20 protein-coding genes, 1 pseudogene and 1 CRISPR repeat array are annotated in these 21956 nt (G+C 72.7%); of the genes and pseudogenes, 12 read left to right on the plus strand and 9 right to left on the minus strand.

The window, feature by feature from the left end:
• From G6R13_RS03455 to trpB, 3 genes and pseudogenes are all read right to left on the minus strand, one after another.
• A pseudogene (locus tag G6R13_RS03455) lies at positions 1-909 on the minus strand (IS21-like element ISMlu14 family transposase); the annotation flags it as partial.
• 266 nt (positions 910-1175) lie between these two features.
• Positions 1176-1574: direct repeats of the CRISPR family, unit length 36 nt; unit sequence GTCTCCGCTCCTTTGGGGAGCGGACTTCGTTGAGGC.
• A 408-nt stretch (positions 1575-1982) separates the two neighbouring features.
• Positions 1983-2684, minus strand: coding sequence for a hypothetical protein (locus tag G6R13_RS03460; RefSeq protein WP_236649799.1), 702 nt, complete (start codon positions 2682-2684; stop codon positions 1983-1985).
• Positions 2685-2738: 54 nt separating this feature from the next.
• Positions 2739-4040: a tryptophan synthase subunit beta gene (gene trpB / locus G6R13_RS03465; RefSeq protein ID WP_205521330.1), complete on the minus strand. Its 1302-nt coding sequence runs from the start codon at positions 4038-4040 to the stop codon at positions 2739-2741.
• A 247-nt stretch (positions 4041-4287) separates the two neighbouring features.
• On the opposite strand from trpB, the gene G6R13_RS03470 reads away from it, so the two are divergent.
• The 3 genes from G6R13_RS03470 to G6R13_RS03480 all read left to right on the plus strand — a co-directional run bounded on the left by G6R13_RS03470 (position 4288) and on the right by G6R13_RS03480 (position 6566).
• On the plus strand, positions 4288-4863 hold the full coding sequence (locus G6R13_RS03470) for a hypothetical protein (RefSeq protein ID WP_119217673.1): 576 nt from the start codon (positions 4288-4290) through the stop codon (positions 4861-4863).
• 90 nt (positions 4864-4953) lie between these two features.
• Positions 4954-5517: a GNAT family protein gene (locus tag G6R13_RS03475; protein ID WP_044659345.1), complete on the plus strand. Its 564-nt coding sequence runs from the start codon at positions 4954-4956 to the stop codon at positions 5515-5517.
• Positions 5518-5534: 17 nt separating this feature from the next.
• Positions 5535-6566, plus strand: a complete 1032-nt coding sequence (locus tag G6R13_RS03480; RefSeq protein ID WP_082067598.1) for a DMT family transporter — start codon at positions 5535-5537, stop codon at positions 6564-6566.
• A 39-nt stretch (positions 6567-6605) separates the two neighbouring features.
• Here the strand turns inward: G6R13_RS03480 and G6R13_RS03485 are convergent, their stop codons facing one another.
• The gene (locus tag G6R13_RS03485; protein ID WP_123244466.1) at positions 6606-7841 is read right to left on the minus strand and encodes an MFS transporter; all 1236 of its coding nucleotides are present in this window, start codon (positions 7839-7841) and stop codon (positions 6606-6608) included.
• Positions 7842-7865: 24 nt separating this feature from the next.
• Between G6R13_RS03485 and G6R13_RS03490 the strand changes: the two genes are divergently transcribed.
• Positions 7866-8375, plus strand: a complete 510-nt coding sequence (locus G6R13_RS03490) for a MarR family winged helix-turn-helix transcriptional regulator (RefSeq protein WP_123244465.1) — start codon at positions 7866-7868, stop codon at positions 8373-8375.
• A gap of 15 nt (positions 8376-8390) precedes the next feature.
• On the opposite strand, the gene G6R13_RS03495 is transcribed toward G6R13_RS03490, so the two are convergent.
• Positions 8391-9209 carry a fused MFS/spermidine synthase gene (locus G6R13_RS03495; protein ID WP_145951564.1) on the minus strand — a complete coding sequence of 273 codons (819 nt, stop codon included), beginning with the start codon at positions 9207-9209 and terminating at the stop codon, positions 8391-8393.
• 35 nt (positions 9210-9244) lie between these two features.
• Between G6R13_RS03495 and G6R13_RS03500 the strand changes: the two genes are divergently transcribed.
• From G6R13_RS03500 to G6R13_RS03510, 3 genes are all read left to right on the plus strand, one after another.
• Positions 9245-9412 (plus strand): hypothetical protein, encoded by a 168-nt coding sequence (locus G6R13_RS03500; RefSeq protein WP_160311879.1) that lies wholly within the window; start codon positions 9245-9247, stop codon positions 9410-9412.
• Between the two features lie 215 nt (positions 9413-9627).
• On the plus strand, positions 9628-10512 hold the full coding sequence (locus tag G6R13_RS03505; protein ID WP_123244452.1) for an Ltp family lipoprotein: 885 nt from the start codon (positions 9628-9630) through the stop codon (positions 10510-10512).
• Positions 10513-10591: 79 nt separating this feature from the next.
• Positions 10592-11071 carry an SRPBCC family protein gene (locus G6R13_RS03510; RefSeq protein WP_078025646.1) on the plus strand — a complete coding sequence of 160 codons (480 nt, stop codon included), beginning with the start codon at positions 10592-10594 and terminating at the stop codon, positions 11069-11071.
• A 42-nt stretch (positions 11072-11113) separates the two neighbouring features.
• On the opposite strand, the gene ugpC is transcribed toward G6R13_RS03510, so the two are convergent.
• Complete coding sequence (ugpC, locus tag G6R13_RS03515) at positions 11114-12193, minus strand: sn-glycerol-3-phosphate ABC transporter ATP-binding protein UgpC (RefSeq protein WP_020624545.1); 1080 nt, start codon at positions 12191-12193, stop codon at positions 11114-11116.
• Positions 12194-12275: 82 nt separating this feature from the next.
• Positions 12276-13295, minus strand: coding sequence for a LacI family DNA-binding transcriptional regulator (locus G6R13_RS03520; RefSeq protein ID WP_049158353.1), 1020 nt, complete (start codon positions 13293-13295; stop codon positions 12276-12278).
• Between the two features lie 340 nt (positions 13296-13635).
• Between G6R13_RS03520 and G6R13_RS03525 the strand changes: the two genes are divergently transcribed.
• The 3 genes from G6R13_RS03525 to G6R13_RS03535 all read left to right on the plus strand — a co-directional run bounded on the left by G6R13_RS03525 (position 13636) and on the right by G6R13_RS03535 (position 17698).
• The gene (locus G6R13_RS03525; protein ID WP_044659341.1) at positions 13636-14958 is read left to right on the plus strand and encodes a maltose ABC transporter substrate-binding protein; all 1323 of its coding nucleotides are present in this window, start codon (positions 13636-13638) and stop codon (positions 14956-14958) included.
• Between the two features lie 119 nt (positions 14959-15077).
• Positions 15078-16715: an ABC transporter permease subunit gene (locus G6R13_RS03530; RefSeq protein ID WP_095695106.1), complete on the plus strand. Its 1638-nt coding sequence runs from the start codon at positions 15078-15080 to the stop codon at positions 16713-16715.
• 86 nt (positions 16716-16801) lie between these two features.
• Positions 16802-17698, plus strand: coding sequence for a sugar ABC transporter permease (locus G6R13_RS03535; protein WP_225348928.1), 897 nt, complete (start codon positions 16802-16804; stop codon positions 17696-17698).
• Between the two features lie 40 nt (positions 17699-17738).
• Here the strand turns inward: G6R13_RS03535 and G6R13_RS03540 are convergent, their stop codons facing one another.
• Both G6R13_RS03540 and G6R13_RS03545 read right to left on the minus strand, forming a co-directional pair.
• Complete coding sequence (locus G6R13_RS03540) at positions 17739-19016, minus strand: acyl-CoA desaturase (protein ID WP_044659333.1); 1278 nt, start codon at positions 19014-19016, stop codon at positions 17739-17741.
• Between the two features lie 67 nt (positions 19017-19083).
• Entirely contained in the window at positions 19084-20136 is a 1053-nt protein-coding gene (locus G6R13_RS03545) for a ferredoxin reductase (RefSeq protein ID WP_044659332.1), read from the minus strand.
• Between the two features lie 90 nt (positions 20137-20226).
• Here G6R13_RS03545 and G6R13_RS03550 point away from each other — a divergent pair, with 90 nt between their 5' ends.
• Positions 20227-21456 (plus strand): helix-turn-helix domain-containing protein, encoded by a 1230-nt coding sequence (locus tag G6R13_RS03550; protein WP_020624876.1) that lies wholly within the window; start codon positions 20227-20229, stop codon positions 21454-21456.
• Positions 21457-21555: 99 nt separating this feature from the next.
• Positions 21556-21900: a hypothetical protein gene (locus G6R13_RS03555; RefSeq protein ID WP_041104120.1), complete on the plus strand. Its 345-nt coding sequence runs from the start codon at positions 21556-21558 to the stop codon at positions 21898-21900.
• The last annotated feature ends 56 nt before the right edge of the window (positions 21901-21956 follow it).

The following is a 21956-nucleotide window of genomic DNA, read 5'->3' on the forward strand; positions in this document are numbered from 1 at the left end:
GTGCGCCGTGGCGGGGATCCGATGCAACGCGCTGGTCTCCTCGGCGAGCATGTGGTCCGGGCGGCGCCGGGTCACCCGGTGCTCCCGGGAGTTCACCATGGCCATGAACCCCGCGCAGGCGGCCTCGAGCTCAGCGAACGAGGCGTACTGGTCCCGCAGGTTGGTGTCCTTCGGGACCAGGTCGGCCTTGGCCAGCTTCACCGCGTTCTCCACCCCGCCCTTGGCGGCCGGATCCGCTGGCTGGCAGGTCAGCACCTCCACGCCGTAATGCCGAGCGAACGCCACGGTGGCCTGGTTACGCACCGGCACCCCGGCCACATGAGAGACCGTCACTGTCTTCTCGTTATCCGTCAGCACATAGGTCGGCGCGCCCCCGATCAGCCGGAAGCACCGGTCCAGGGCGGCGAACACACTCGGAGCCGTCCTATCACGCAGGGCGATGACGATCCGGTAGCGGGACCAGGCCAGCCAGGCCACGAACAGCACCGTCTTGGCCCCGTCGATCGCCGGCCCATCGCCGAAGTCGTACTGCAGCCATGCGCCCGGCTCGGTGATCCAGGGCCGGTGCACCCGGCGCTTCCCGGCCCGCCAGGCGGCCTTCACCTCGGCCACCGCCCGCCGGGTGGAGCGCTCAGAGCCGGTGTAGCCCATTGCGGTGAGCTTGGCGTGCACGACATCGGCGCGGATCCTGCCCGTGGAGGCCTCGACCCATTCCTCGATCTTGGGCAGCCAGACATCGGTGACCTTCGGGCGGCTGGCTCCGGATCCAGGGGTCTGGCCGGCGTCGCGGGCCCGCACCAGCCGGGCCACGGTGTGATGGGAGCAACCGGCCAGCTCGGCGGCGCCCCGCAATGACTTGGTCAGGTCATAGGCACTGAGTATTTTCATGGTTTCTGCGGCATCCTTCATTCAGGGCCTCTTCCTCGCTGGATTCGATTCGACACCGATATCCAACCCGGGGAGGAGGCCCCCGCCGGCTCACGACGCGGCGGGCAACGAGCAACGCGGGCAAACCAGATGGCCAGCACCGGGCAGTTCCCGTGGCCATCACTGGGCAGTCCTCATGGCCGTCAGCGGGTCATTCCCTGGCCACCTATGGGCAGCTTTTCATGGCCGCTTACAAGCGGACTTCGTTGAGGCGACCCCGTCGCGAAGCCTGCCCGGGTGGACGGTGTGTCTCCGCTCCTTTTGGGAGCGGACTTCGTTGAGGCCGCGGCGGCGGGGCGGAACGGGCCTCGTCCAGTCCAGTCTCCGCTCCTTTGGGGAGCGGACTTCGTTGAGGCCGCTACCTGGCCGGCATGCTGCGCGAGGCCGTGCTCGTCTCCGCTCCTTTGGGGAGCGGACTTCGTTGAGGCGGGGACACGGTGACCGCCACGGTCACGGTCCGCTCCTGTCTCCGCTCCTTTGGGGAGCGGACTTCGTTGAGGCCAGCGCACCGGATCGCGGTTCACGTTGCTTGCCCTTGTCTCCGCTCCTTTGGGGAGCGGACTTCGTTGAGGCCCGTTCGGTGTCGTCGCTCGCTCCTCGCTGACCTGGATGTGTCTCCTCTCCTTCGGAACGGACTTCGTCAGCGCTCTGGGCCCGAGGCGGGGTAGGACTCAGGCCGCCTGCCTGCCCTGGTCAATTCGCTAGAGCGCGTCGAGGGGCGAGGCGCCCCGGCGGGGTCGAATCGCGGACATGACGTCCCCGAGCGTGATGACGCGTTCTCGAGGCATTGGACCTGGCTCCATGGAGTGAGCATCAGCAGCGAATCTGCTGTCTTGAGGCCAAGGCTGTAGGCGAGTCGGGGAAATGCCATGCCCTGGGCCAATGCCCGGCGCATGGCATCACGTGCTGTCCCGCGTTGAAGTTCATCCGGCATCTCCCCTACCCGCATGCGCGACCGGCGCGCAGCCAGCTGCAGCAAAATTTCGGCGACGAGCGCGGTCTATATCAACGCGGCCGTCTAGCCCGCGGGAAGCAGTCGGCCCCGTCTCGCCCCCTCACACCACCAGGGACAGGAACGCGCCGAGCGCGAAGCCGACCACGGTGAGCAGCCCGGCCCTCTCCCCGCCCTTCTCGCGGGCCTCGGGGATCATCGTGTCGATCAGCATGACCAGCAGCGCGCCGGCTGCGAAGCCCTGGATGCCGCCGGTCAGGGCGGGGGAGGCGACGTCGGCGATCAGCCCGCCGCCCCACGTCGCCAGGGCGCAGACCACCGTCACGAGCGACCACTGGATCAGCAGGTGGCGGCGCGTCTTGCCGCCGTCGAGGGAGTCGGCCGTGGCGGCGATGGACTCGGGCAGGTTGGACATGAAGATCGCCACGAGCAGCGCGAGGGACACGCCCTCGCCTGCGGCCAGCCCGATGCCCAGCACGATCTGTTCCGGGATGCCGTCCAGCAGCGCGCCCACGGTCAGCGCCGCACCCGAGGACGAGCCCCCGGACCTCGCGGCGGAGCGCTCCACCGCACGGTCGCCGAGGAAGTAGGCGGCCGCGCCGAGCGTCAGCCCGATGCCGACGGCGGCAGGTCCGGCCGCCTGCACGCCCGCCTCCGCGAGCTCGAAGGACACGGACGCGATCAGGGCGCCGGCGCCGAAGGCGAGCACGAGTCCGATCGTGCCCATGTGCCAGCGGCGCAGGGTCGCCAGGACGGCGCCCACGAGCAGGGAGGACGCGGCGACCGCGCCCCACATCAGGGTCATCACGCGTGCCAGGCTACGCGCTGACCTGGGGCGACGCCGGGCCGCCGCCTCAGTTCACCGCACGACCTCGTCCGCCTCGCCTGTGAGACCGAGCTTCTCGGCCACGTAGTCCACGTCCTTGTCCCCGCGGCCGGAGAGGTTGACCAGGATCCGCTCGTCCCGGCCCATCTGCGGGGCGAGGCGGATCGCGTGCGCCACGGCATGCGCGGACTCGAGCGCGGGGATGACGCCCTCGAGCCTCGTGAGTCGCTGGAACGCGTCGAGCACGGCCGCGTCGTCCTCGGCCACGTACCGGACACGGCCGACGCGCGCGAAGTGGGCGTGCTGCGGGCCGACGCCCGGGTAGTCCAGGCCCGAGGCGATCGAGTGCACGGGGTCCGGGGTGCCGTCGTCGTCGGCGAGGACGAGGGTGGCCATGCCGTGGAGGACGCCCTCGCGGCCCTGGGTCATGGTCATGGCGTGCTCGCCCTTGGTCGCAGAGCGGCCGCCGGGCTCGACGCCCACGAGCGCGACGTCGGCGTCGTCGAGGAACGCGGTGAACGCGCCCATCGCGTTGGAGCCGCCGCCCACCGCGGCGACGACGGCGCTCGGCAGCGCCCCGAACCGCTCCTGGAATTGGGCGCGGGCCTCGCGGCCGACCACGGACTGGAAGTCGCGGATCATCGTGGGGAAGGGGTGCGGGCCCACCACGGAGCCGATCGCGAACAGGTACTTCTCCGGGTTCGCCGCGTACACCTCGAACGCCGAGTCCACGGCCTCCTTCAGGGAGCGGCCCTCGCGCTCCACCGAGACGACCTTCGTGCCGAGCAGGCGCATGCGCACCACGTTGGGGTGCTGCTTGGCCACGTCGATCGCGCCCATGTGGATCTCGCAGTCGAGGCCGACCATCGCGGCCGCCGTCGCCAGGGCCACGCCGTGCTGGCCGGCGCCGGTCTCCGCGATCAGGCTGCGCTTGCCCATGCGCTTGGCGAGCAGCGCCTCGCCGATCGTGTGGTTGATCTTGTGGGCGCCCGTGTGGTTCAGGTCCTCGCGCTTGAGCACGATCCGTGCGCCGCCGAGCTCGTCGGAGAGGCGGTCCAGCGGGGTCAGGGGGGAGGGGCGCCCGACGGCGTCGCGCAGCAGGCGTCGGTATTCGGCGTAGAACTCGGGGTCCTGGCGTGCCTCGGCGTACGCGCGGGCGACCTCGGCCATGGGGCCGGCCAGCTGCGGGGGCAGGTGGGCGCCGCCGTACTGGCCGAACATGCCGTCTGCGGAGACGTCCAGGTCCGGGGTGGTGACGAGGTCGCAGGCCTCGGCGAGGGTGCGGGGCTCGGCGGCGCCTCTCAGGGCGTTGTCCTCGGGGTTGCGGTGGGTCATCGGGGGTCCTCCTGGGATGGGGCCCGCCGAGCCGCTCATGACCGAGCCGCCCGGCAGGCGAGCGGCTCGTCGTGTCAGATGCGCATGACCGGGGCCGCCCTCAGGCGGTCCACCACTGCTGCGCGTGCATCTGCATGGGGCCAGCGTACTGCACGTCGGGGCAGGCGCGCGTCTCACCATGTGGCTGTAAATCTCAAAATATGGACGCCGCTCCCCGTCTCAGTGAATCGCGATTCACCCTGGATCCATGACCATCACCGCCGTCGACACCCCGTCCCTGACCACCGAGGCCGCCGCTGTGCTCGCCGCCACGCCGGGCATGCGGTACGCCGAGTTCCTCACCGCCGCCCCCGCAGTGCCCGGCATCGTGGCCGTGGTGGCCGAGGAGTCAGCCCGTGCCGCCCTGGGCCTCACCCCCGCCGCCGGTGACGTCCTCGCCGTCGACGTGGCCGACGAGAGCCTGCAGTGCCGCGAGGTGCGCGCCGCCTTCCAGTCCGGTCGTACCGGCGTCTCACCGCTGCGCCAGGCGTTCGCCGCCCTGCTGGCGGGCGAGCTCGGCCTGGATGTGGAGCGCACCAGCCCGGGTGCGGCGGGGGCGGGCTTCGCCCTGACTCCGGAGTCTGAGGAGACGCTCACGGCGTGGATGCGGGAGCACCTGACGCTGCGCGCCTGGGTCTCCCAGGACGCCTCCGCCCTCGAGGGGGTTGCCCGAGAGGTGGCCGCCGACCTCGCCCCGGCCCTGCAGCCGGGCGCCCTGGAGGCCCCCGTGGCGCAGCGGGTCGCGGCCATGAGGGCTTCCGCCCGCCGGTCTGCCACGCTCTGAGCCGGCTGGTCGACCGGGCGACGCCCCGGCCGTGGCGCTCGGTCTCGTCGTGCCGGGAGATCGCCCCCAGTCCGCTGACAGGATGGGTGCATGAAGCACGAGATCGTCCTCACCCGCGGGGACCTCACCCTGCGCCCCCTCTCACCCACCGACGGCCCCGCCCTGCGCGAGCTCGTCGACGCGGTCATGTGGGCGGGGAACAGCGCGCCCCTGCCGGTGGACGGTGCGGCCATGTCCGCGCACCTCGCCGAGCTGATCGAGCGGGAGGGCACCTTCGCGTTCGCCGTCGAGCAGGGCGGGGAGCTGGTGGGGCGCACGAGCCTCTATGACCTGGTGCCGGGGCTGCGGGTGGAGGTGGGGCACACGGTCTACGCCCGTCGGGTGTGGGGCACCTCCGTGAACCCCGGCTGCAAGCTGCTGTTGTTCGGGCACGCGTTCGAGGAATGGACGCTGGAGCGGGTGGCCCTGCGCTGCGACCACCGCAACGCCCGTTCGCACGCCGCCATCGCCCGTCTGGGGGCGACGTTCGAGGGCACTCTGCGCCGCTTCCGTCCGGCGGCGGACGGCACGATCGCCGACGTCGACTACTTCAGCGTGGTGCGCGAGGAGTGGCCCGCGGTGCGCGCCGGGCTCGAGGCGCGCCTGGCCGCCTAGGGGTGTAGAACGGGGGGATGCCACCCGCATCCTCTGCCCCGTCCGCAGAGCGCGGACGCTCCCGCCCCCGCCCGGCCGACGTCGCCGCCCGCCCGGACGCCCCCTCCCCGCGGGCGACCGCCCTGCTGTTCGCTCTCGCGGTGGCCGCCGGCTCCGTGATGCCGCTGCAGGGCCGCATCAACTCCCGCCTCGCCCACCTGACGGGCGACCCCGTCCTCGCCGCGCTGTGCTCCTTCGCGGCGGGCCTGGTCGTCATGGTGCTCGTGAGCGTGCTGACGCCGCGGGGCCGCCGGGGCCTGGCCCGCATCCGCCCGGCCCTGGCCGCGGGGTCCGTGCGCCCGTGGTACGCGGTGGCGGGCGTGATCGGCGGGCTCCTGGTGCTCACCCAGTCCGCGACGATCGGCCCCCTCGGCGTGGCCGTGTTCACGGTCGCCGTGGTCACCGGGCAGGTGGTCGGCGGAATGGTCGTGGACCGGTTCGGGCTCAGCCCCGCCGGGGTGCAGCGCCTGACGCCGCGGCGCCTCACGGGGGCGGCGCTCGCCCTGGCCGCGGTCGCCCTCGTGGTGTGGCCCTCGCTCGGCGAGGCCGGCGGCGGGCCCGGCTGGGCGCTGCTGGCCCTGCTGCCCCTGCTGACCGGTCTGGCCACCGCCGGGCAGCAGGTGTTCAACGCCCGTCAGACCACGGCCTACGGCACCGCCATCCCGGCGACCCTGGTCAACTTCACTGCCGGCGTCCTCTTCCTCGGGGTCGTGTGGGGCGGGATCGCCCTGGCCTCCGGCCACGGCATGCCCGCGCTGCCGCACGACTGGCGGCTCTACCTCGGCGGCCCGCTGGGGTGCGTGTTCATCGGGGTGGGCGCCATGGTCGTCCCGCGCCTGGGCGTCTTCGCCGCCACCCTCGGCCTGGTCTCGGGCAACCTCCTGGGCTCCCTCGTGGTGGACCTGGTGGCCCCCACCGACGGATCCACGGTCACCACGACGACGGTGCTGGGCACCCTGGGCGCCCTCGCCGCCGTCATGCTCGCGTCCTGGCCGGCGCGGCGCCGGTAGCGCCGCCCGCGGCGGCAGGCCGCCGTCACCGCGCGGGACTCAGGCGCGGGCCACGGTCCCTCGCCGCCCGTGCCGGCGTCCGTGCATCACGAAGTAGTACCCGGCGGCGACCACCAGCACGCCCGCCAGGGCCTCGTACATGGCGCCGTAGCCGGCCGAGGCCACGAGCCCGCCGAGGAGCACGGGACCCAGGCCCAGCCCCACGTCCGCGAACAGCATGAGGGTGGAGATGCCGGCGCCGAGCTGGTGGGAGGGCACCGCGTTCACGGCGATCGCCTGGGCCGCGGGCATGAGCGTGCCGTAGCCGAGGCCGCTCAGCGCCCCGGCCAGCACCACCTGCCAGTCGCGCGTGGCGAAGGCCAGCACCAGGAGCGCGGCCGTGAAGCAGAGGAGTGCGGGGTAGACGACGGCGTCGTCTCCCCGGCGGTCCTGGAGGGTGCCCAGGGTGAGGCGCATGACGAGCATCGCCGCGGCGTAGGCCAGGAAGAAGAGGCCGGCGCCGGCTGTGAGCCCGCGCTCCACCGAGTAGGCGTTCAGGTAGGTGAGGATCCCGGCGTAGCTCAGGCCCACCAGCAGCATGAAGCCGCTGATCGGCAGCACCGCCGGGTGCAGCACCGAGCGCAGGCGGAAGCCCACCGCGGGGGCGGGGTGCTCCAGGGGGACCTCGCCGGCGGCGCGCTCGCCGTCGACACCCGCCGCGGCGGGTGCCTCGCGCACCAGCAGGCCCAGCACGAGGCTGACCACCGTGATCCCCAGAGTCACCCGGAACAGCCACGCGTAGCCGATGGAGCCGGCGAGGAACAGCCCCAGGGCGGGGCCGATCGCGGTGGCCAGGGTGGTGCCCAGCGCGAGGTGGCCGGTGGCCTCCGCGCGTCGCCCGTCGGGGATGGCCGCCTGGGCCAGGGCCATGACGGCGGTGCTCGCGAAGGCGTAGCTGGCGCCGTGGAGCATGCGCACCGCCACGAGGGCCGGCAGCGAGGAGGCGACGAGGTAGAGCGTGCAGGACAGTGCGACGGCGACCAGGGCCGCCACCAGGACGCGGCGCTTGCCGAAGCGGTCCACCACGTGGCCGGTGACCACGCGGCTGAGGGTGGCGCCGATGACGAAGGCGCTCGAGGCCAGCCCCGCCCCGGCGTCCGAGGCGGCGAACTGCCGGACCGCGTACAGGGCCATGGTGGTGACCAGGGCGTAGAACGCGAGGAACTGGAGGAAGGAGACCACCCAGGCGAGGACGAAGGTGGGGGAGGCGATGCGTTCTCGCTCGGCGATTTGCATGATGCAAAAGGTAGCATCGTTTGCATGATGCAATTACCTGAGGGGGCGTGGGCCGACCCGGTCCGCGGGATCATGTACGAGCACATGCTCCTGCTGCGGGTGGCCGCGCAGGGGGTGGCCCCCTACGGCCGGTCGAGCGCGCTCGAGCGCAGCGCCACCGTGCTGCTCGCCCGCCTGGAGGCGGGCGGGGCCATGAGCGTCGCCGAGCTGGCCGAGGCCTTCGACCTCGACGTCTCCACCGTCCACCGGCAGGTGGCCGCCGCCATGAAGGCCGGCCTCGTCGAGCGGGTGGCGGACCCCGACGGCGGCTCCGCCCGGCTGCACCGTCCCACGGAGGAGGGACGCGCCCGCCTTGCCGCGGAGCTGAGCTCCCGGGCGGACAACGTGGCGCAGATCGTCGCCTCCTGGCCCGCCGAGGACGTCGTCGAGTTCAGCAGGCTCCTGCGGCGTTTCAACGAGGGGGCGGAGGAGCGCCGGGGCCACCCGTGGCCCCGGCCGCAGACGGGCCCCGGTGCGGAGGACCCCCGGCCCTGAGCACCGCTCCCGCCCTCAGGCGCGACGGATGCGGGAGGCCAGCGCGGCCGACTCCGCCGGGTCCAGCACGGCCGCCGGATGCGGCCCCGCCGCGGCGAGGCGTTCCGGGCAGCCGGCCTCTCCCAGCGGCGCCCCCGCGGCCAGCACGACGTTGCCCCAGTCCAGGCGCTCCAGCATCCCCTGGTCCGCGAGCGTCCACGGGCCGGGCACCCCGGCCTCGGCGGCCGCCTCCTCGAGGGCGCCCAGCTCGGCGCCCAGGAAACGCAGGCCGGCGTCGTCGCCGATGTTCACCAGCAGCACCCCGCCCGCCGTCAGCAGCTCGAGCAGCTCCTCGTAGAACACGGCGCCGCGCAGGTGCTCGGCGCCCTCCTCGCCGGTGCCGATGTCCAGCACGACGGCGTCGAACCGCTCCCCGTCCATCGCGAGGTCGACGGCGGCCAGGCGCGCGTCCGCGACCACGGAGACGAGGTCCGTGCCCGCCGGCAGGGGCAGCTCGGCGAGCACGAAGGACACGAGCTCCCGGTCCAGGTCGACCACCGTCTGCTCCGAGCCGGGTCGGGTCGTCTGGAGGTAGCGCGGCAGGGTCAGCGCGCCCGCGCCGAGGTGCAGGACCCGCACCGGCGCGCCCGCCGGAGCGACGCCGTCGAGCACGTGGGCCATGCGGCGCAGGTACTCGTAGCGGATGCGAGCGGGGTCGGCCAGGTCCACGTGGGACTGGACGGCCCCGCCGATCTCCAGGACGAACCCGCCGAACTCGTCGGGGGCGATGCGGGCGTCCACGCCCGACGTGGACAGGTGGACGGTGCGGCCGGAGGGGGAGGGCTGGGCGGGCATGCCCCCAGCATCCCACCCCTCAGTACGCTGGACGGATGAGTCAGAACGTCCTCACCGTCGACGGCGCCGACTGGTGCCGCGACTGCCTGCGCACCCGGCGCCAGAAGGACATCCCCGTGGTCGTGTTCCCCGACGGCGACCACCAGGTGGAGCCGACCAACGAGGAGACCGCGGCCAAGCTCACCGCGCTGGGCCTGATCTGAGGTCGGGGGCCACGCGGCCCCGGCACAGGAACCGCGGCGTGGACGCCAGACCCAGGACCAGACCGCACAGGATCACGGCCGCGCCCATGTCCTGCGCGGGGCGGACACCGTTATCGTGTCCGCTGGGTCGTTACTGTGAGGATGGTGAACACTCGCCGAGTGTTCGCTTCCTATCGCTGGAGGCCGACCGCCTCCCCTCGTCGAAGGAGAGCGCCATGCTCCGTCCTCGTCATGCCCGCCCCACCGCACTCCTGACCGCTGGCCTTGCCGCGCTCGCCCTGCTCACCGGATGCTCCGTCGATGGGGACGCCGCAGCCGGGTCGTCCGCCGGCTCGCCCTCCGCCGCATCGTCCTCGAGTGGGGCGTCCTCGTCTGGCCGGGTCTCCGACGGCGCGGCGCCCTCCTCGTCCCGCGCGGCCGGCTCGTCGTCTGCGGTGGCGAGCGCCAGCCGTGCCGTGGAGTCCTCGCAGGCGGCCGAGGCCAGCCGTGCCGCTGCCGCCTCGAGGGAGGCCGAGAAGTCCGCCGCGGCCGCCGCAGCCGAGGCGTCCCGATCCGCCGAGGCCGAGGCCGAGGCCGTGGCGGAAGCGGAGCGTGAGGCGGAGGCATCGGCCGAAGTCGACGCGGCGGCCGCCGAGGAGGAGTCGGCCGCGTCGGCGGGTGGCGACGGGCTGTCAGCGGAGGGACAGCAGGCCGTGCGACAGGCGCAGTCGTATCTGAGCTTCACCGCCTTCTCCCGGAGCGGCCTGATCGATCAGCTCGAGTTCGAGGGTTTCTCGAACGCCGACGCCACAGCGGCCGTGGACAGCCTGGACGTGGACTACGCGGCGCAGGCTGTGAAGCAAGCCCAGTCGTACCTGACTCACACGGCGTTCTCACGGACCGGTCTGATCGACCAGCTCGAGTTCGAGGGCTACTCGAATGCTGACGCGACGGCCGCCGTCGACGGCCTGGGCATCGACTACAACGAGCAGGCCGCGAAGCAGGCCCAGTCGTACCTGAGCCACTCCGCGTTCTCCCGTGCCGGTCTCATCGACCAGCTCATGTTCGAGGGCTACTCCGCCTCCCAGGCCGAGTACGGCGTCGATGCCGCCGGACTGTGAGTCCGGGTCGGCGGGCCGGGCACCCGGCCCGGTCCGCCGACCCTCTCGACGACGGTGTGGGAAGGTCTAGCGTGACGGCATGGAGCACATCGACGAGACCGCCCTGCCCGCCCCTGAGGACCGCGTCGTGTCCGCGACCCGTCACGTCGACGCGCCGGCTGGCGTCGTCTTCGAGCTGATCGCGGACCCCTCCCGCCAGCCCGAGTGGGACGGCAACGACAACCTGGCCGAGGCCGCCCCCGGGCAGCGGGTGACCGCCGTCGGGGACGTGTTCGTCATGACCCTGCAGAAGGGCGTGGACCGCGCGAACCACGTGGTCGAGTTCGAGGAGGGCCGCCGCATCGCCTGGAAGCCCTCCGAGGTCGGCGGGGAGCCGTTCGGCCAGCTGTGGCGGTGGGAGGTCGAGGGCGACGACGAGGGCGGCTGCCGCGTCACCCACACCTATGACTGGACCGCCCTCACCGACCCGAAGCGCGTCCAGAAGGCGCTGCGGACCGGCGAAGGGCAGCTCCGCGCGTCGATCGACCGGCTCGCGGAGCTGGCCGAGCGCCAGGGCTGAGGGCAGGCGCCGCCCGCCGCCGTCGCGCGCCCCGCGCCGCCGTCAGCGGTTGAGTCGCTCGCCGGTCTCGGCGTGGAACAGGTGCACGCGCTCCGGGTCCGGGACCACGTGCACCACGGACCCCTTCTCCGGCGCCGTGTAGCCCACCGTCCGCAGGGTGATGAGCCGCTCCTCGCCGCCGATCGTCGCGTGACCGTACACGTACGCGTCCGCGCCGAGCTCCTCCACGGTGTCCACCTCCACGGGCAGGCCGGCGGCGTCGTCGCTGACCACCAGGTTCTCGGGGCGCACGCCGAGGTCCACCGCCGTGCCGGCGTCGGCCAGATCCTCCCGCGGCACGGGGATGACCGTCTCGCCCCAGTGCACGCCCTCGTGCGTGGCGGGCATGCGGAAGATGTTCATGGCGGGGGAGCCGATGAACCCGGCGACGAACACGTTCATCGGGCGCTCGTAGAGGTTGCGCGGCGTGTCCACCTGCTGGAGGCGGCCCTCCTTGAGGACCGCCACCCGGTCGCCCATGGTCATGGCCTCGGTCTGGTCATGGGTCACGTACACGGTGGTGGTGCCCAGACGGCGGGTCAGGTTGGCGATCTGGGCGCGGGTCTGCACGCGCAGCTTCGCGTCCAGGTTGGAGAGCGGCTCGTCCATGAGGAACACCTGCGGGTCGCGCACGATCGCCCGGCCCATGGCCACGCGCTGACGCTGGCCCCCGGAGAGGGCCTTCGGCTTGCGGTCCAGGTACTCGGTCAGGTCCAGCAGCTTCGCGGCGTCCTCGACGCGGCGGCGCCGCTCGTCCGCGGGGACGCCGGCGATCTTCAGGGCGAAGCCCATGTTGTCCGCCACGGTCATGTGCGGGTACAGGGCGTAGTTCTGGAACACCATCGCGATGTCCCGGTCCTTGGGGTCCACGTCGGTGACGTCCCGGTCGCCGATCAGGATGCTGCCGTGGGAGAGCTCCTCGAGACCGGCGAGCATGCGCAGGGAGGTGGACTTGCCGCAGCCGGAGGGGCCCACGAGCACGAGGAACTCGCCGTCGGCGATCTCCAGGTCGAGGGAGTCGACGGCGGGGCGGGGGGAGCCGGGGTACTGGCGGCTGGCGGAGCGGAAGGTCACGGAGGCCATGGTGGGGTTCCTTTCACGGGCAGGTACGTGCCCGACGATCCAAGGTGAAGGAGAGGGGTGGGTGAGGGTCGGAGCTGACGGTCTACGGCGGCGCGGTGCTCGCTCTCGGCCGCAGGGCCAGGTGGTGCATGATCCGGTGGGGGTGGGCGGCGCCGTCGAGGGCGCCGAGCGCCAGGCGGACGGCGCGGCGGCCCTGCTCGAGCGGGTTCTGGTCCACGGTGCTGATGCCCAGGCGGGCGGCCTCGGGGTGGCCGTCCAGGCCCATCACGGACACGTCCTCGGGCACACGCAGCCCCAGGGAGTGGGCTGCCATCCAGGTGCCCATGGCCATCTCGTCCGAGATGCACATGACCGCCGTCGGCCGGCGCCGCGGGTCGGCGAGGAGGGCGCGCGCCTGGTGGTAGGTGCCGCCGATGGTGAAGTCCGCGGGCACCATCCAGTCGGCCGGCGTGCGCACCCCGGTGGCGGCGAGGGCGTGCAGGAACCCGCGGGTGCGCTCGGTGCTGACCTGGAACTCGATGTCCTCGTCCACGCGGCCCACGTAGGCGATGTCCCGGTGTCCGAGCTCCAGCAGGTGCTCGGTGGCCATCCGGGCGGCGCGGGCGTGGTCCACCTGGACCGCGGTGAACCAGTCGGGCAGGGTCTCGCCCGCCGGCAGGCGGCCACCGATGGCGATCACGGGCCGGCCGAGGCGTTCGAGTCCGGCGAACTCGAACACGCTCAGCCGGAACGAGAGGGTGATCAGGGCGTCCAGCCGCCGTCGGGGCAGCAGGTCGGAGATGACCGTGGATCGACGCTCCGGGTCCTGGCCGACGTCGTAGAGCGTCAGGTCGTACCCGTGCCGCACGAGCTCGTCCGCGGCGCCCTCGAGCACGGCGGCGAAGAACCACCGGTGGACGGAGGGGGTCACCAGCCCGATGTTGCGGGTGCGGCCCGAGGCGAGCGAAGAAGCGGCGGAGTCCGCCACGTAGCCGAGCGTGGCGACGGCCTCCTGGACTCGGGTGCGCGTGGCGGCCGCCACGGGGCCGGAGCCGGTGAGGGCGCGGGAGGCGGTGGCGGTGGAGACCCCGGCCATGCGGGCGACGTCCTTGATGCCGACCATCGGCGGTCCTCCTCCCGGTTCATGGGGTTCTGCGGCGGGGCGGGTGCACGACGGCGGCGGGCCGGGGGTCGATGCGTGGCACCAGAGTACGGCACGGCAGGCGCGGTGGTGGAAGCGCTTCCATTCCGGTTTCAGCCGGTCTTGACCTCCGCCCCCACTCCCGCATGCCCGTGTTCATGCGGGAGCGCACCTCTGTGTGGCATATCACAGTGGAAGCGTTTACACTCCTGGGGACTGACTCCTTCAGCCGCCGGGGGCAGGCGCCGTCTCACCGCGGGGCCCACGTCGGCGACGCAACGGCCGGCGCATGCCGCGGGCCACCCCTCGTGAAAGGCACATCATGCAGTCGACGACGACCGGCGGCCTCTTCCGCCGCCCGCTCAGCCTGACCCTCACCGCGGCGTTCTCCGCCCTCGCGCTCACCGCGTGCGGCGGCGGCTCCTCCGCCCCGGCGTCCTCCTCCCCGGCCGGCGCCACCGAGCAGGGCACGGCCACCGCGTCCCCGAGCCAGGACCTCTCCGAGGCCGGCGCCAGCACCATCACCATGTGGGTGGACCAGAACCGCCAGGAGCCGCTGCAGGCCGTGGCGGAGGACTTCAAGGAGGACACCGGGATCACGGTGGAGCTCGTGGTCAAGGACAACTCCACGATGAAGGACGACTTCATCACCCAGAACCCCACGGGCGAGGGCCCGGACGTGATCGTCGGCGCCCACGACTGGATCGGCTCGCTCGTGCAGAACGGCACCATCGAGCCCCTTGAGCTGGGCGAGAGAGCCGGCGACTTCGTGGAGTCCTCCGTGCAGGCCGTCACCTATGAGGGTCAGACCTGGGGCGTGCCGTACTCCGTGGAGAACATCGCCATCCTGCGCAACACCGAGCTGGCCGAGTCCACCCCGGCCTCCTTCGACGAGATGATCGCGGAGGGCCGGAAGGCCGTCGACGCCGGCGAGGCCGAGTACCCGTTCGTGGTGGGCCTGGACGCCGTCAACGGCGACCCGTACCACTTGTACCCGTTCCAGACCTCCATGGGCGCCCCCGTGTTCAAGCAGGCCGAGGACGGCTCGTACGACACCGGCTCGCTGGCCATGGGCGGGCCCGAGGGTGAGGCCTTCGCCGAGAAGCTGGCCGAGTACGGCGAGTCCGGGGTGCTGAACCCGAACATGACCGCGGACATCGCCAAGGAGCAGTTCAACTCCGGCAACGCGGCCTACTTCATCACCGGCCCGTGGAACATCGAGGAGGCCGAGGCGGCCGGCGTCGACTTCGAGGTCGAGGCCATCCCGTCCATGGGCGACCAGCCGGCGCAGCCGTTCGTGGGCGTCAACGCCTTCTTCGTCTCCTCAGAGTCCGAGAACCAGCTGGCCGCGAATGAGTTCGTGGTCAACTACCTCTCCACCGAGGCGGCCCAGGACGCGCTCTTCGCCGAGGGCAAGCGTCCCCCGGCGCTGACCGCCTCCTTCGACAAGGCGGCCTCGGACGAGACCGTGAAGGCGTTCGGCGAGATCGGCGAGAACGGCGTCCCCATGCCGGCGGCCCCCGAGATGGGCGCGGTGTTCGAGTTCTGGGGCGGCGCCGAGATGAGCATCATCAAGGGCGAGGGCGACCCGGTCCAGACCTGGCAGAAGATGATCTCCGACATCGAGGGCCGCATCGGCCAGTGATCCGGCGCGGTCCACCTCCGGCGTCCCCGCGGGGACGCCGGAGGCGGACCGTGGCCCTGCGCCCTCGGGGCGCGCATCCCCCCCCTTCCACGGCAGGCCCTCGGGCCGGATGAGGAACCATGAGCCCGTCTTCCACCGCGTCGGACCGGTCCGACGCCGCCACCGCCGCCCTCGACGACGCCGCGCGCCGCACCGGCCCGGGCCGCCGTCGTCGTGCGGACGCCCGGGGTACCGAGGGCCTCGGCGGCACGCTGGCCAAGATCGTCCTGCTGGGCCTCGTGGACGCCTTCGCGGCGTTCCTGCTGTTCCAGCTCGCGGCCGCGGGGGACTGGGTGGTGTTCGCGCTGACCCTGGCGGTCACGATCGGCATCAACTGGATCTACCTGCGCCGCGGCGGCCTGCCGGCCAAGTACCTCGCCCCCGGCCTGTTCTTCCTGATGCTGTTCCAGGTGTTCGTGGTGGTCTACTCCTCCTACGTCGCCTTCACGAACTACGGCGCCGGGCACAACTCGGACAAGGCCGCGGCGATCGAGATCATCCAGCGCTCCTCCTCCATCCGCGTGCCGGACTCCCCGGTGTACGACATCACGGTGCTGGAGGAGGGCGGCGACCTCTACCTGCTGACCCTGCGGGACGGGGAGCCCGTCCTCGGCGGCGCGGACCAGGCGCTGGAGCCGGTCGAGGCCCAGATGCAGGACGGGGAGCCGGTGGGGGTGGAGGGGTACACCACCCTGCGGTTCGGCGACCTGCTGCAGCGTCAGGACCAGGTCGCCCGCCTGAAGGTCCCGCTGAGCGACGACGCCGCGGACGGCACCCTGGAGACGCGCGACGGCTCCCGCGGGTACGTGTACGCGCCGCGTCTGGAGTACGACGAGGCCCGGGACACCTTCACGGACCTCGAGAGCGGCGTGGAGTACCGGGACAACGGCGAGGGCCAGTTCCAGGCGGACGACGGCAGCACGCTGCAGACCGGCTGGCGGGTGTTCGTCGGCCTGGACAACTTCACGCGCGCGTTCACCGACCCCGAGCTGCGCGACCCGCTCGTGCGGGTCACCGTGTGGACCTTCGCCTTCGCGTTCCTGAGCGTGGCCACGACGTTCGCCGTCGGGCTGCTGCTGGCGATCGCCTTCAACCGCTCGGACATGCGCGGCAAGAAGGTCTACCGGGTGATGATGATCCTGCCGTACGCGTTCCCGGCGTTCCTGTCCGGCCTCGTGTGGGCCGGCCTGCTCAACCCGGAGTTCGGCTTCGTCAACACCGTGTTCTTCGGCGGCGCGGACATCCCGTGGCTCACCGACCCGTGGCTGGCCCGGCTGTCGGTGCTCGTGGTGAACCTGTGGCTGGGCTTCCCCTACATGTTCCTGGTGACCACGGGCGCCCTGCAGTCCCTGCCCGAGGACGTGGACGAGGCCGCCCGCATGGACGGCGCCGGCCCGTGGCGCATCTTCCGCTCCATCAAGCTGCCCCTGCTGCTGGTCTCGGTGGCGCCGCTGCTGATCTCCTCGTTCGCGTTCAACTTCAACAACTTCAACATCATCTACATGCTGACCGGCGGCGGACCGCGGTTCCCCGACGCGGGCTCGAACATCGGCGCCACAGACCTGCTGATCACGGTCGTCTACAAGACGGCGTTCAGCGGGGTGGGGCGCGACTACGGCCTGGCCTCCGCCCTGTCCATCGTGATCTTCCTGATCGTGGCGACCATCTCGGCGATCAGCTTCCGGCAGACCAAGGCGCTCGAGGAGATCGACAAGTGAGCATCCCCCAGGATTCCGGACGGCCCCGGCCGGACGCCCCGACCTCGCCCCTCGCCGCCGCCCTGGCGCAGCAGGAGACGGACCCGCTGCGCTGGGAGGAGGACCCGGCCCCGCCACGACGCCGCCGCTCGTTCGGCCGCTGGATGCGGGAGCTGGGCTGGCGCCACGCGGTGGGCGTGCTGGCCAGCGCGTTCGCACTGTTCCCGCTGCTGTACGTGCTGTCCGCGTCGCTCGACCCGACTGGCACGATGGCGAGCTCGAACCGGCTGTTCTCCTCGTTCAGCGGCCAGAACTACGTGGACCTGTTCAGCAACCCGAACCGGCCCTTCGGCCGCTGGTTCCTCAACACGATGGTCATCGGCGTCATCACGTCCGTGATGACGGTGTTCCTCGGTGCCCTGGCCGCCTACGCGTTCTCCCGGATGCGGTTCACGGGCCGCCGCGTGGGGCTGCTGACGCTGCTGCTGGTGCAGATGTTCCCGCAGCTGCTCGCGGTGGTGGCGATCTTCCTGCTGCTGACCTACATCGGCAACCTGGTGCCCGTCCTGGGCATCGGCTCGCAGCTCGGCCTCATCCTCGTGTATCTGGGCGGCGCGCTCGGGGTGAACACGTACCTGATGTACGGGTTCTTCAACACCATCCCGCCGTCGCTGGACGAGGCTGCCAAGCTCGACGGTGCCTCGCACGCGCGGATCTTCTTCTCGATCATCCTGCGCCTGGTGACCCCCATCCTCGCGGTGGTGGCCCTGCTGTCCTTCATCACCACGGTCTCGGAGTTCGTGATCGCCTCCGTGGTGCTCACGGACCCGTCCGCGCAGACGCTCGCGGTGGGCCTCTACGGCTACGTCTCGGAGACCCGCTCCGAGAACTGGGGCGTGTTCGCGGCCGGCGCCGTGCTGGCGGCCCTGCCCGTGATGGCGCTGTTCCTGTTCCTGCAGCGGTACATCGTCTCCGGCCTCACGGCCGGCGGCGTGAAGGGCTGAGCCGACGACGGCGGTGGGAGGGGCGCCCGCCCCTCCCGCCTCACGGCAGCGCCAGCCGGAACACCTTCTTCCACGCGGAGCCCACCTGCCGCAGCAGCGGGCCGGTCGTGTAGGGCAGGCCGTAGCGGGCGCAGATCTCCCGGACCCTGGGCGCCACCTCGGCGTACCGGCTGGACGGCAGGTCCGGGAACAGGTGGTGCTCCACCTGGTGGGAGAGGTTGCCGGTCATGAAGTGCATCAGCTTCGAACCGGAGATGTTCGCGGAGCCGATCATCTGCCGCACGTACCAGTCGCCGCGGGTCTCGCCGTCCACCATCTCCTCGGAGAACGTCTCCGCACCCTCCGGGAAGTGCCCGCAGAAGATGACCGCGTGCGCCCAGATGTTGCGCAGGCCGTTGGCGAGCAGCGTGCCCACGAGCGCGGCCTTGCCCGAGCCGGTCAGCACCTCGGCGACGGCCGGCGTGGCCACGTAGTCCTTCGCGAACTGCCGTGCGGCCTTGACGCCCACGGAGCGCAGATCCGTCATCAGTTCCTCGCGGGACTTCTCGCCGCTCTGCACGCGGTCCAGCTCGAGGTCGTAGAGCGCGATGCCCCACTCGAAGATCGGCGCCAGCCCCGCATTGATCACGGGGTTGAGCAGGTGGCGGGGCCGCCACGGCTCGGACTCGTCCATGCGCAGGACGTTGTAGCCCACGTCGCGGTCCTTGCCCACCACGTTGGTCCAGCGGTGGTGCAGGTCGTTGTGGGTGTTCTGCCACGCCCGCGACGGCGTCACGAAGTCCCACTCCCACGTGGTGGAGTGGATGTCCGGGTCGCGCATCCAGTCCCACTGGCCGTGGAGCACGTTGTGCCCGATCTCCATGTTCTCCACGATCTTCGCGACCGTGAGCATGGCTGTTCCCGCCACGAACGCGGCGGGGTGGCGTGCGTTGAGCAGGAGGGCGCGGCCGCCGAGCTCGAGCCGGCGCTGCCAGCGGATGACGCGGCGGATGTAGGCCGCGTCGGAGGCGCCGCGGCGGGCGAGCACGTCGTCGCGGATCGCGTCCAGCTCCCGGCCCAGCTCGGCCACCTGCGCGTCCGTCAGGTGGGCGGCGCCGGGCGGGCGCACCGCCGGGCTCCCGACGACGCCCGGCAGCCCCGGCGTCGTGGCGGCGGCACGGGACTCGGCGGTGCGGGGAGCCCAGCTCGTGGTGTCGGGGCGGTCCTGCGGCAGGACCCGGGCGGCGCGGCCGCGCACGGTGGTGCCGGGGATGGCCAGGGCCAGATCGTCCGGGGCGGTGGCGCCGGTGCGGTCGGGGGCGGTGGGGGTCTGGGTCATGTGATGCTCCTGGGGGCGGGAGGCGGGGATGGTCGGGGAGGCCCGGGTCGCGGGCCGGGCGTCAGGTTCACAGGCTGAGGCTCAGCGGGCCGGCGGCGGCGCTCACGCAGGTCTGGACCAGCTCGCCGGGCTCGCCGTGGACCTGCCCGGTCCGCAGGTCCGTGACCCGGCCCGAGCGCAGCGGCGTGAGGCACGCGTGGCAGATGCCCATGCGGCAGCCGGCGGGCGCGGCGACGCCGGCCTCCTCGGCCACCACGAGCAGCGGCACGTCGCCGGGAGCGTCCACCTCCACGTCGGCGTGCTCGAACACCACGCGGCCGCCGGCCCCCGCCACGCCCGGGGCGAAGTCGGCCTGGAACCGCTCGATGGTGAGGTCCGCGGCCGCCTCGCGCCGCCACAGGGCCTCGGCGTCGTCGAGGAACCCGGCCGGCCCGCACGCGTAGCCGGCGCGCTCGCGCCAGTCCGGGCAGAGGCCCTCGAGCTGTGCGGGGGAGGAGAGGTCGAGGCGGCCCGTCTCCGCGGTGTGGTGGTGCACCACGCGCAGGCCCGGGAACTGGTCGGCCAGCTCGGCCAGCTCCTCGCGGAACAGGGCGTCCTCGGGGGTGCGGGAGGAGTGGATGAGCACGACGTCGGCATCCCGGCGCGTCGGCACGAGCGTGCGGATCATGGACATCACCGGGGTCAGGCCCGAGCCGGCGGTGAGCATGAGCAGTGGGCGCGGCTCGTCCGGCAGGGTGAAGTCGCCCTCGGGGATGTCGAGGAAGAGGACGTCGCCGGGCTTCGTGTGGCGCACGAGCGTGCCGGAGACGAGGCCGATGTCGGACACCGTGATCTCGGGGTCGGCGCCCGCGGGAGCGGAGAGCGAGTAGGAGCGCCACTGGCGCACGCCGTCCACGTCCACCCCGATGCGGGCCCACTGGCCGGCGTCGTGGGCCCGCCAGCCCGGGCCCGGGCGGAAGGCGATGGTGGCGGTGCCGGGCGTCTCGCGCGTCACGGAGGTGACCACGCCGCGCAGCTGCCGCGAGGAGTGCACGGGGTCGAGCAGGCTGAGGACGTCCTGCGGGGCGAGCGGGTGCAGGAGCGTCGACGCCAGACGGGAGAACAGAGACGGGCCGACCATGGCTCCAGTCTATGGCTCGGCATGCCGCAGTTCTTCGTCTTCAGCGTACGATCTGGGCCATCACTTCATCGCGAGGAGACAAGATTGAGTGTGACGCAGACCACCCCCGCCCCCGACTGGCGCCCGCCCTGGCAGTCCCTCCCCGACGACCTCGCGGAGCGCCTGGCCCCGGCGATCCCCGGGATCATGGAGCGCATCATCGAGACGGTCCCGGACCAGATCCCCGCCTACGCGGCGGCGCGCGACGGCCACTACGGCAAGAACCTCACCGCCGGCGTGACCACCGCCCTCGAGCAGCTGATGAGCCTGCCCGGCACCACCCGCCCGGCCCTGAACAGCGAGTCCCGCGTCCTCATGGCCCGCCTGGGGGCCGGCGAGTTCCGCGAGGGGCGCTCCATGGACGCCCTGCTCGGCGCGTACCGCACCTCCGCGCGGATCGTGTTCCGCGAGCTCTCCGCCGAGTGCGCGCGCCTGGGCCTGGAGATGTCCGTGGTGATCGAGCTGGGCGAGTCCATCTGGGCGTACATCGACGAGCTCTCCTCCGTCAGCGCCCAGGCGTACGCGGAGGCGCAGTCCGCCCAGGCGGGCGTGCTCGAGCTGCACCGCGCCGCCCTCGCCACCGCCCTGGTCCGGGGCGGGACCGAGGAGAAGGAGGTGCAACGGCTGGCCGCGCTCGCGGACTGGCGGCTGCCGCGCCGGCTGGCGGTGGTGGTGCTGCCCGCGGACGCCGGCGTCGCCGTCCGGGAGAGGCTGGGCCGGGCCGGGCTCGTGGTGGAGCGGGACTCGGAGGTGGTCGCCGTGATCGACGCGACGCCCTCCCAGGGCCGCCGCGAGCGCATGCTGCGCCTGCTGGCGGGGACGGCCGCCGTCGTCGGGCCGGCCGTGGACTGGCCGCTCGTGCCCCACTCCTACCGGGTGGCCCGCACGCTGGCCGTCCAGGAGGCGGCGGGCCGGACGGCGGAGCCCGCGCAGGGGGAGGACGACGACGGCGCCCCGTCCCCGATCCTCGCCGCGGACCACCTGGCGCGCGTGGTGCTGGGGGCCGAGCCGCGCGTCGTGACGCAGCTGGCCGAACGCGTGCTGGCGCCCCTGGACGAGGTGAGCGAGGCGAAGCGGGCGGTGCTGGAGGAGACCCTGCTCGCCTGGCTCACGCACTGGGGCCAGCGGGCGCCGATCGCCGCGGAGCTCGGCGTGCACCCCCAGACCGTGGGGTACCGGGTGGGCCGGCTGCGCGAGCTGTTCGGGGAGGCCCTCGAGGACCCCGACGCGCGGTTCGACCTGGAGATCGTGCTGCGGGCGCGGCGGGACGGGGTCGGGTGAGCGGGGCGGCAGGGGGTGCCGTCTGACGGGGGCCTTCACTAGCGTGGGTGGACCACGCATCCCGACGAGGGACCCCGACGAGAGAAGAGGGACAGTGCCATGACGAACGCCCCGAACCGCGACGAGCTCCCCCTGCCGGACTACGACCACATCCCCAACGGCACGCTGTCGACCCGGATCACCGGCCTCGACGAGTCGCAGGTGGAGCAGCTGCTCGCCTACGAGCGCGCCCACGGCGACCGCCTGCCCGTGGTGCAGGTCCTCGAGACGCGGCTCGAGGCGCTGCGCTCCGGCGCCCAGCCCTCCGGCGATCAGGTGCCGGACACCCCGGAGGTCGGCGGCTCCCGCACCGGCTCGCCCGTGACCCCGGAGACGAGCGGCCCGCCCGTGGAGCCCCTGAGCCGCGGCATCCCGGCCGACCCGCAGCACCCCGGCAACCGCTGAGCCGGCCGGGCGTCGCCTGACAGGGCGGCCCCCCGCGGAACGCGGCCACGACGCCC

It is taken from the genome of Micrococcus sp. Alg238-R198 (genome assembly GCF_900537135.1).
Taxonomy (GTDB): domain Bacteria; phylum Actinomycetota; class Actinomycetes; order Actinomycetales; family Micrococcaceae; genus Micrococcus; species Micrococcus luteus.

Bases quoted from the DNA above. Each gene is read 5' to 3' on its own strand.
- G6R13_RS03460 (WP_236649799.1), bottom strand. From the start codon at position 2,684: ATGACCCTGATGTGGGGCGCGGTCGCCGCGTCCTCCCTGCTCGTGGGC.
- trpB (WP_205521330.1), bottom strand. From the start codon at position 4,040: ATGACCCACCGCAACCCCGAGGACAACGCCCTGAGAGGCGCCGCCGAG.
- G6R13_RS03470 (WP_119217673.1), top strand. From the start codon at position 4,288: ATGACCATCACCGCCGTCGACACCCCGTCCCTGACCACCGAGGCCGCC.
- G6R13_RS03475 (WP_044659345.1), top strand. From the start codon at position 4,954: ATGAAGCACGAGATCGTCCTCACCCGCGGGGACCTCACCCTGCGCCCC.
- G6R13_RS03480 (WP_082067598.1), top strand. From the start codon at position 5,535: ATGCCACCCGCATCCTCTGCCCCGTCCGCAGAGCGCGGACGCTCCCGC.
- G6R13_RS03485 (WP_123244466.1), bottom strand. From the start codon at position 7,841: ATGCAAATCGCCGAGCGAGAACGCATCGCCTCCCCCACCTTCGTCCTC.
- G6R13_RS03490 (WP_123244465.1), top strand. From the start codon at position 7,866: ATGATGCAATTACCTGAGGGGGCGTGGGCCGACCCGGTCCGCGGGATC.
- G6R13_RS03495 (WP_145951564.1), bottom strand. From the start codon at position 9,209: ATGCCCGCCCAGCCCTCCCCCTCCGGCCGCACCGTCCACCTGTCCACG.
- G6R13_RS03500 (WP_160311879.1), top strand. From the start codon at position 9,245: ATGAGTCAGAACGTCCTCACCGTCGACGGCGCCGACTGGTGCCGCGAC.
- G6R13_RS03505 (WP_123244452.1), top strand. From the start codon at position 9,628: ATGCTCCGTCCTCGTCATGCCCGCCCCACCGCACTCCTGACCGCTGGC.
- G6R13_RS03510 (WP_078025646.1), top strand. From the start codon at position 10,592: ATGGAGCACATCGACGAGACCGCCCTGCCCGCCCCTGAGGACCGCGTC.
- ugpC (WP_020624545.1), bottom strand. From the start codon at position 12,193: ATGGCCTCCGTGACCTTCCGCTCCGCCAGCCGCCAGTACCCCGGCTCC.
- G6R13_RS03520 (WP_049158353.1), bottom strand. From the start codon at position 13,295: ATGGTCGGCATCAAGGACGTCGCCCGCATGGCCGGGGTCTCCACCGCC.
- G6R13_RS03525 (WP_044659341.1), top strand. From the start codon at position 13,636: ATGCAGTCGACGACGACCGGCGGCCTCTTCCGCCGCCCGCTCAGCCTG.
- G6R13_RS03530 (WP_095695106.1), top strand. From the start codon at position 15,078: ATGAGCCCGTCTTCCACCGCGTCGGACCGGTCCGACGCCGCCACCGCC.
- G6R13_RS03540 (WP_044659333.1), bottom strand. From the start codon at position 19,016: ATGACCCAGACCCCCACCGCCCCCGACCGCACCGGCGCCACCGCCCCG.
- G6R13_RS03545 (WP_044659332.1), bottom strand. From the start codon at position 20,136: ATGGTCGGCCCGTCTCTGTTCTCCCGTCTGGCGTCGACGCTCCTGCAC.
- G6R13_RS03555 (WP_041104120.1), top strand. From the start codon at position 21,556: ATGACGAACGCCCCGAACCGCGACGAGCTCCCCCTGCCGGACTACGAC.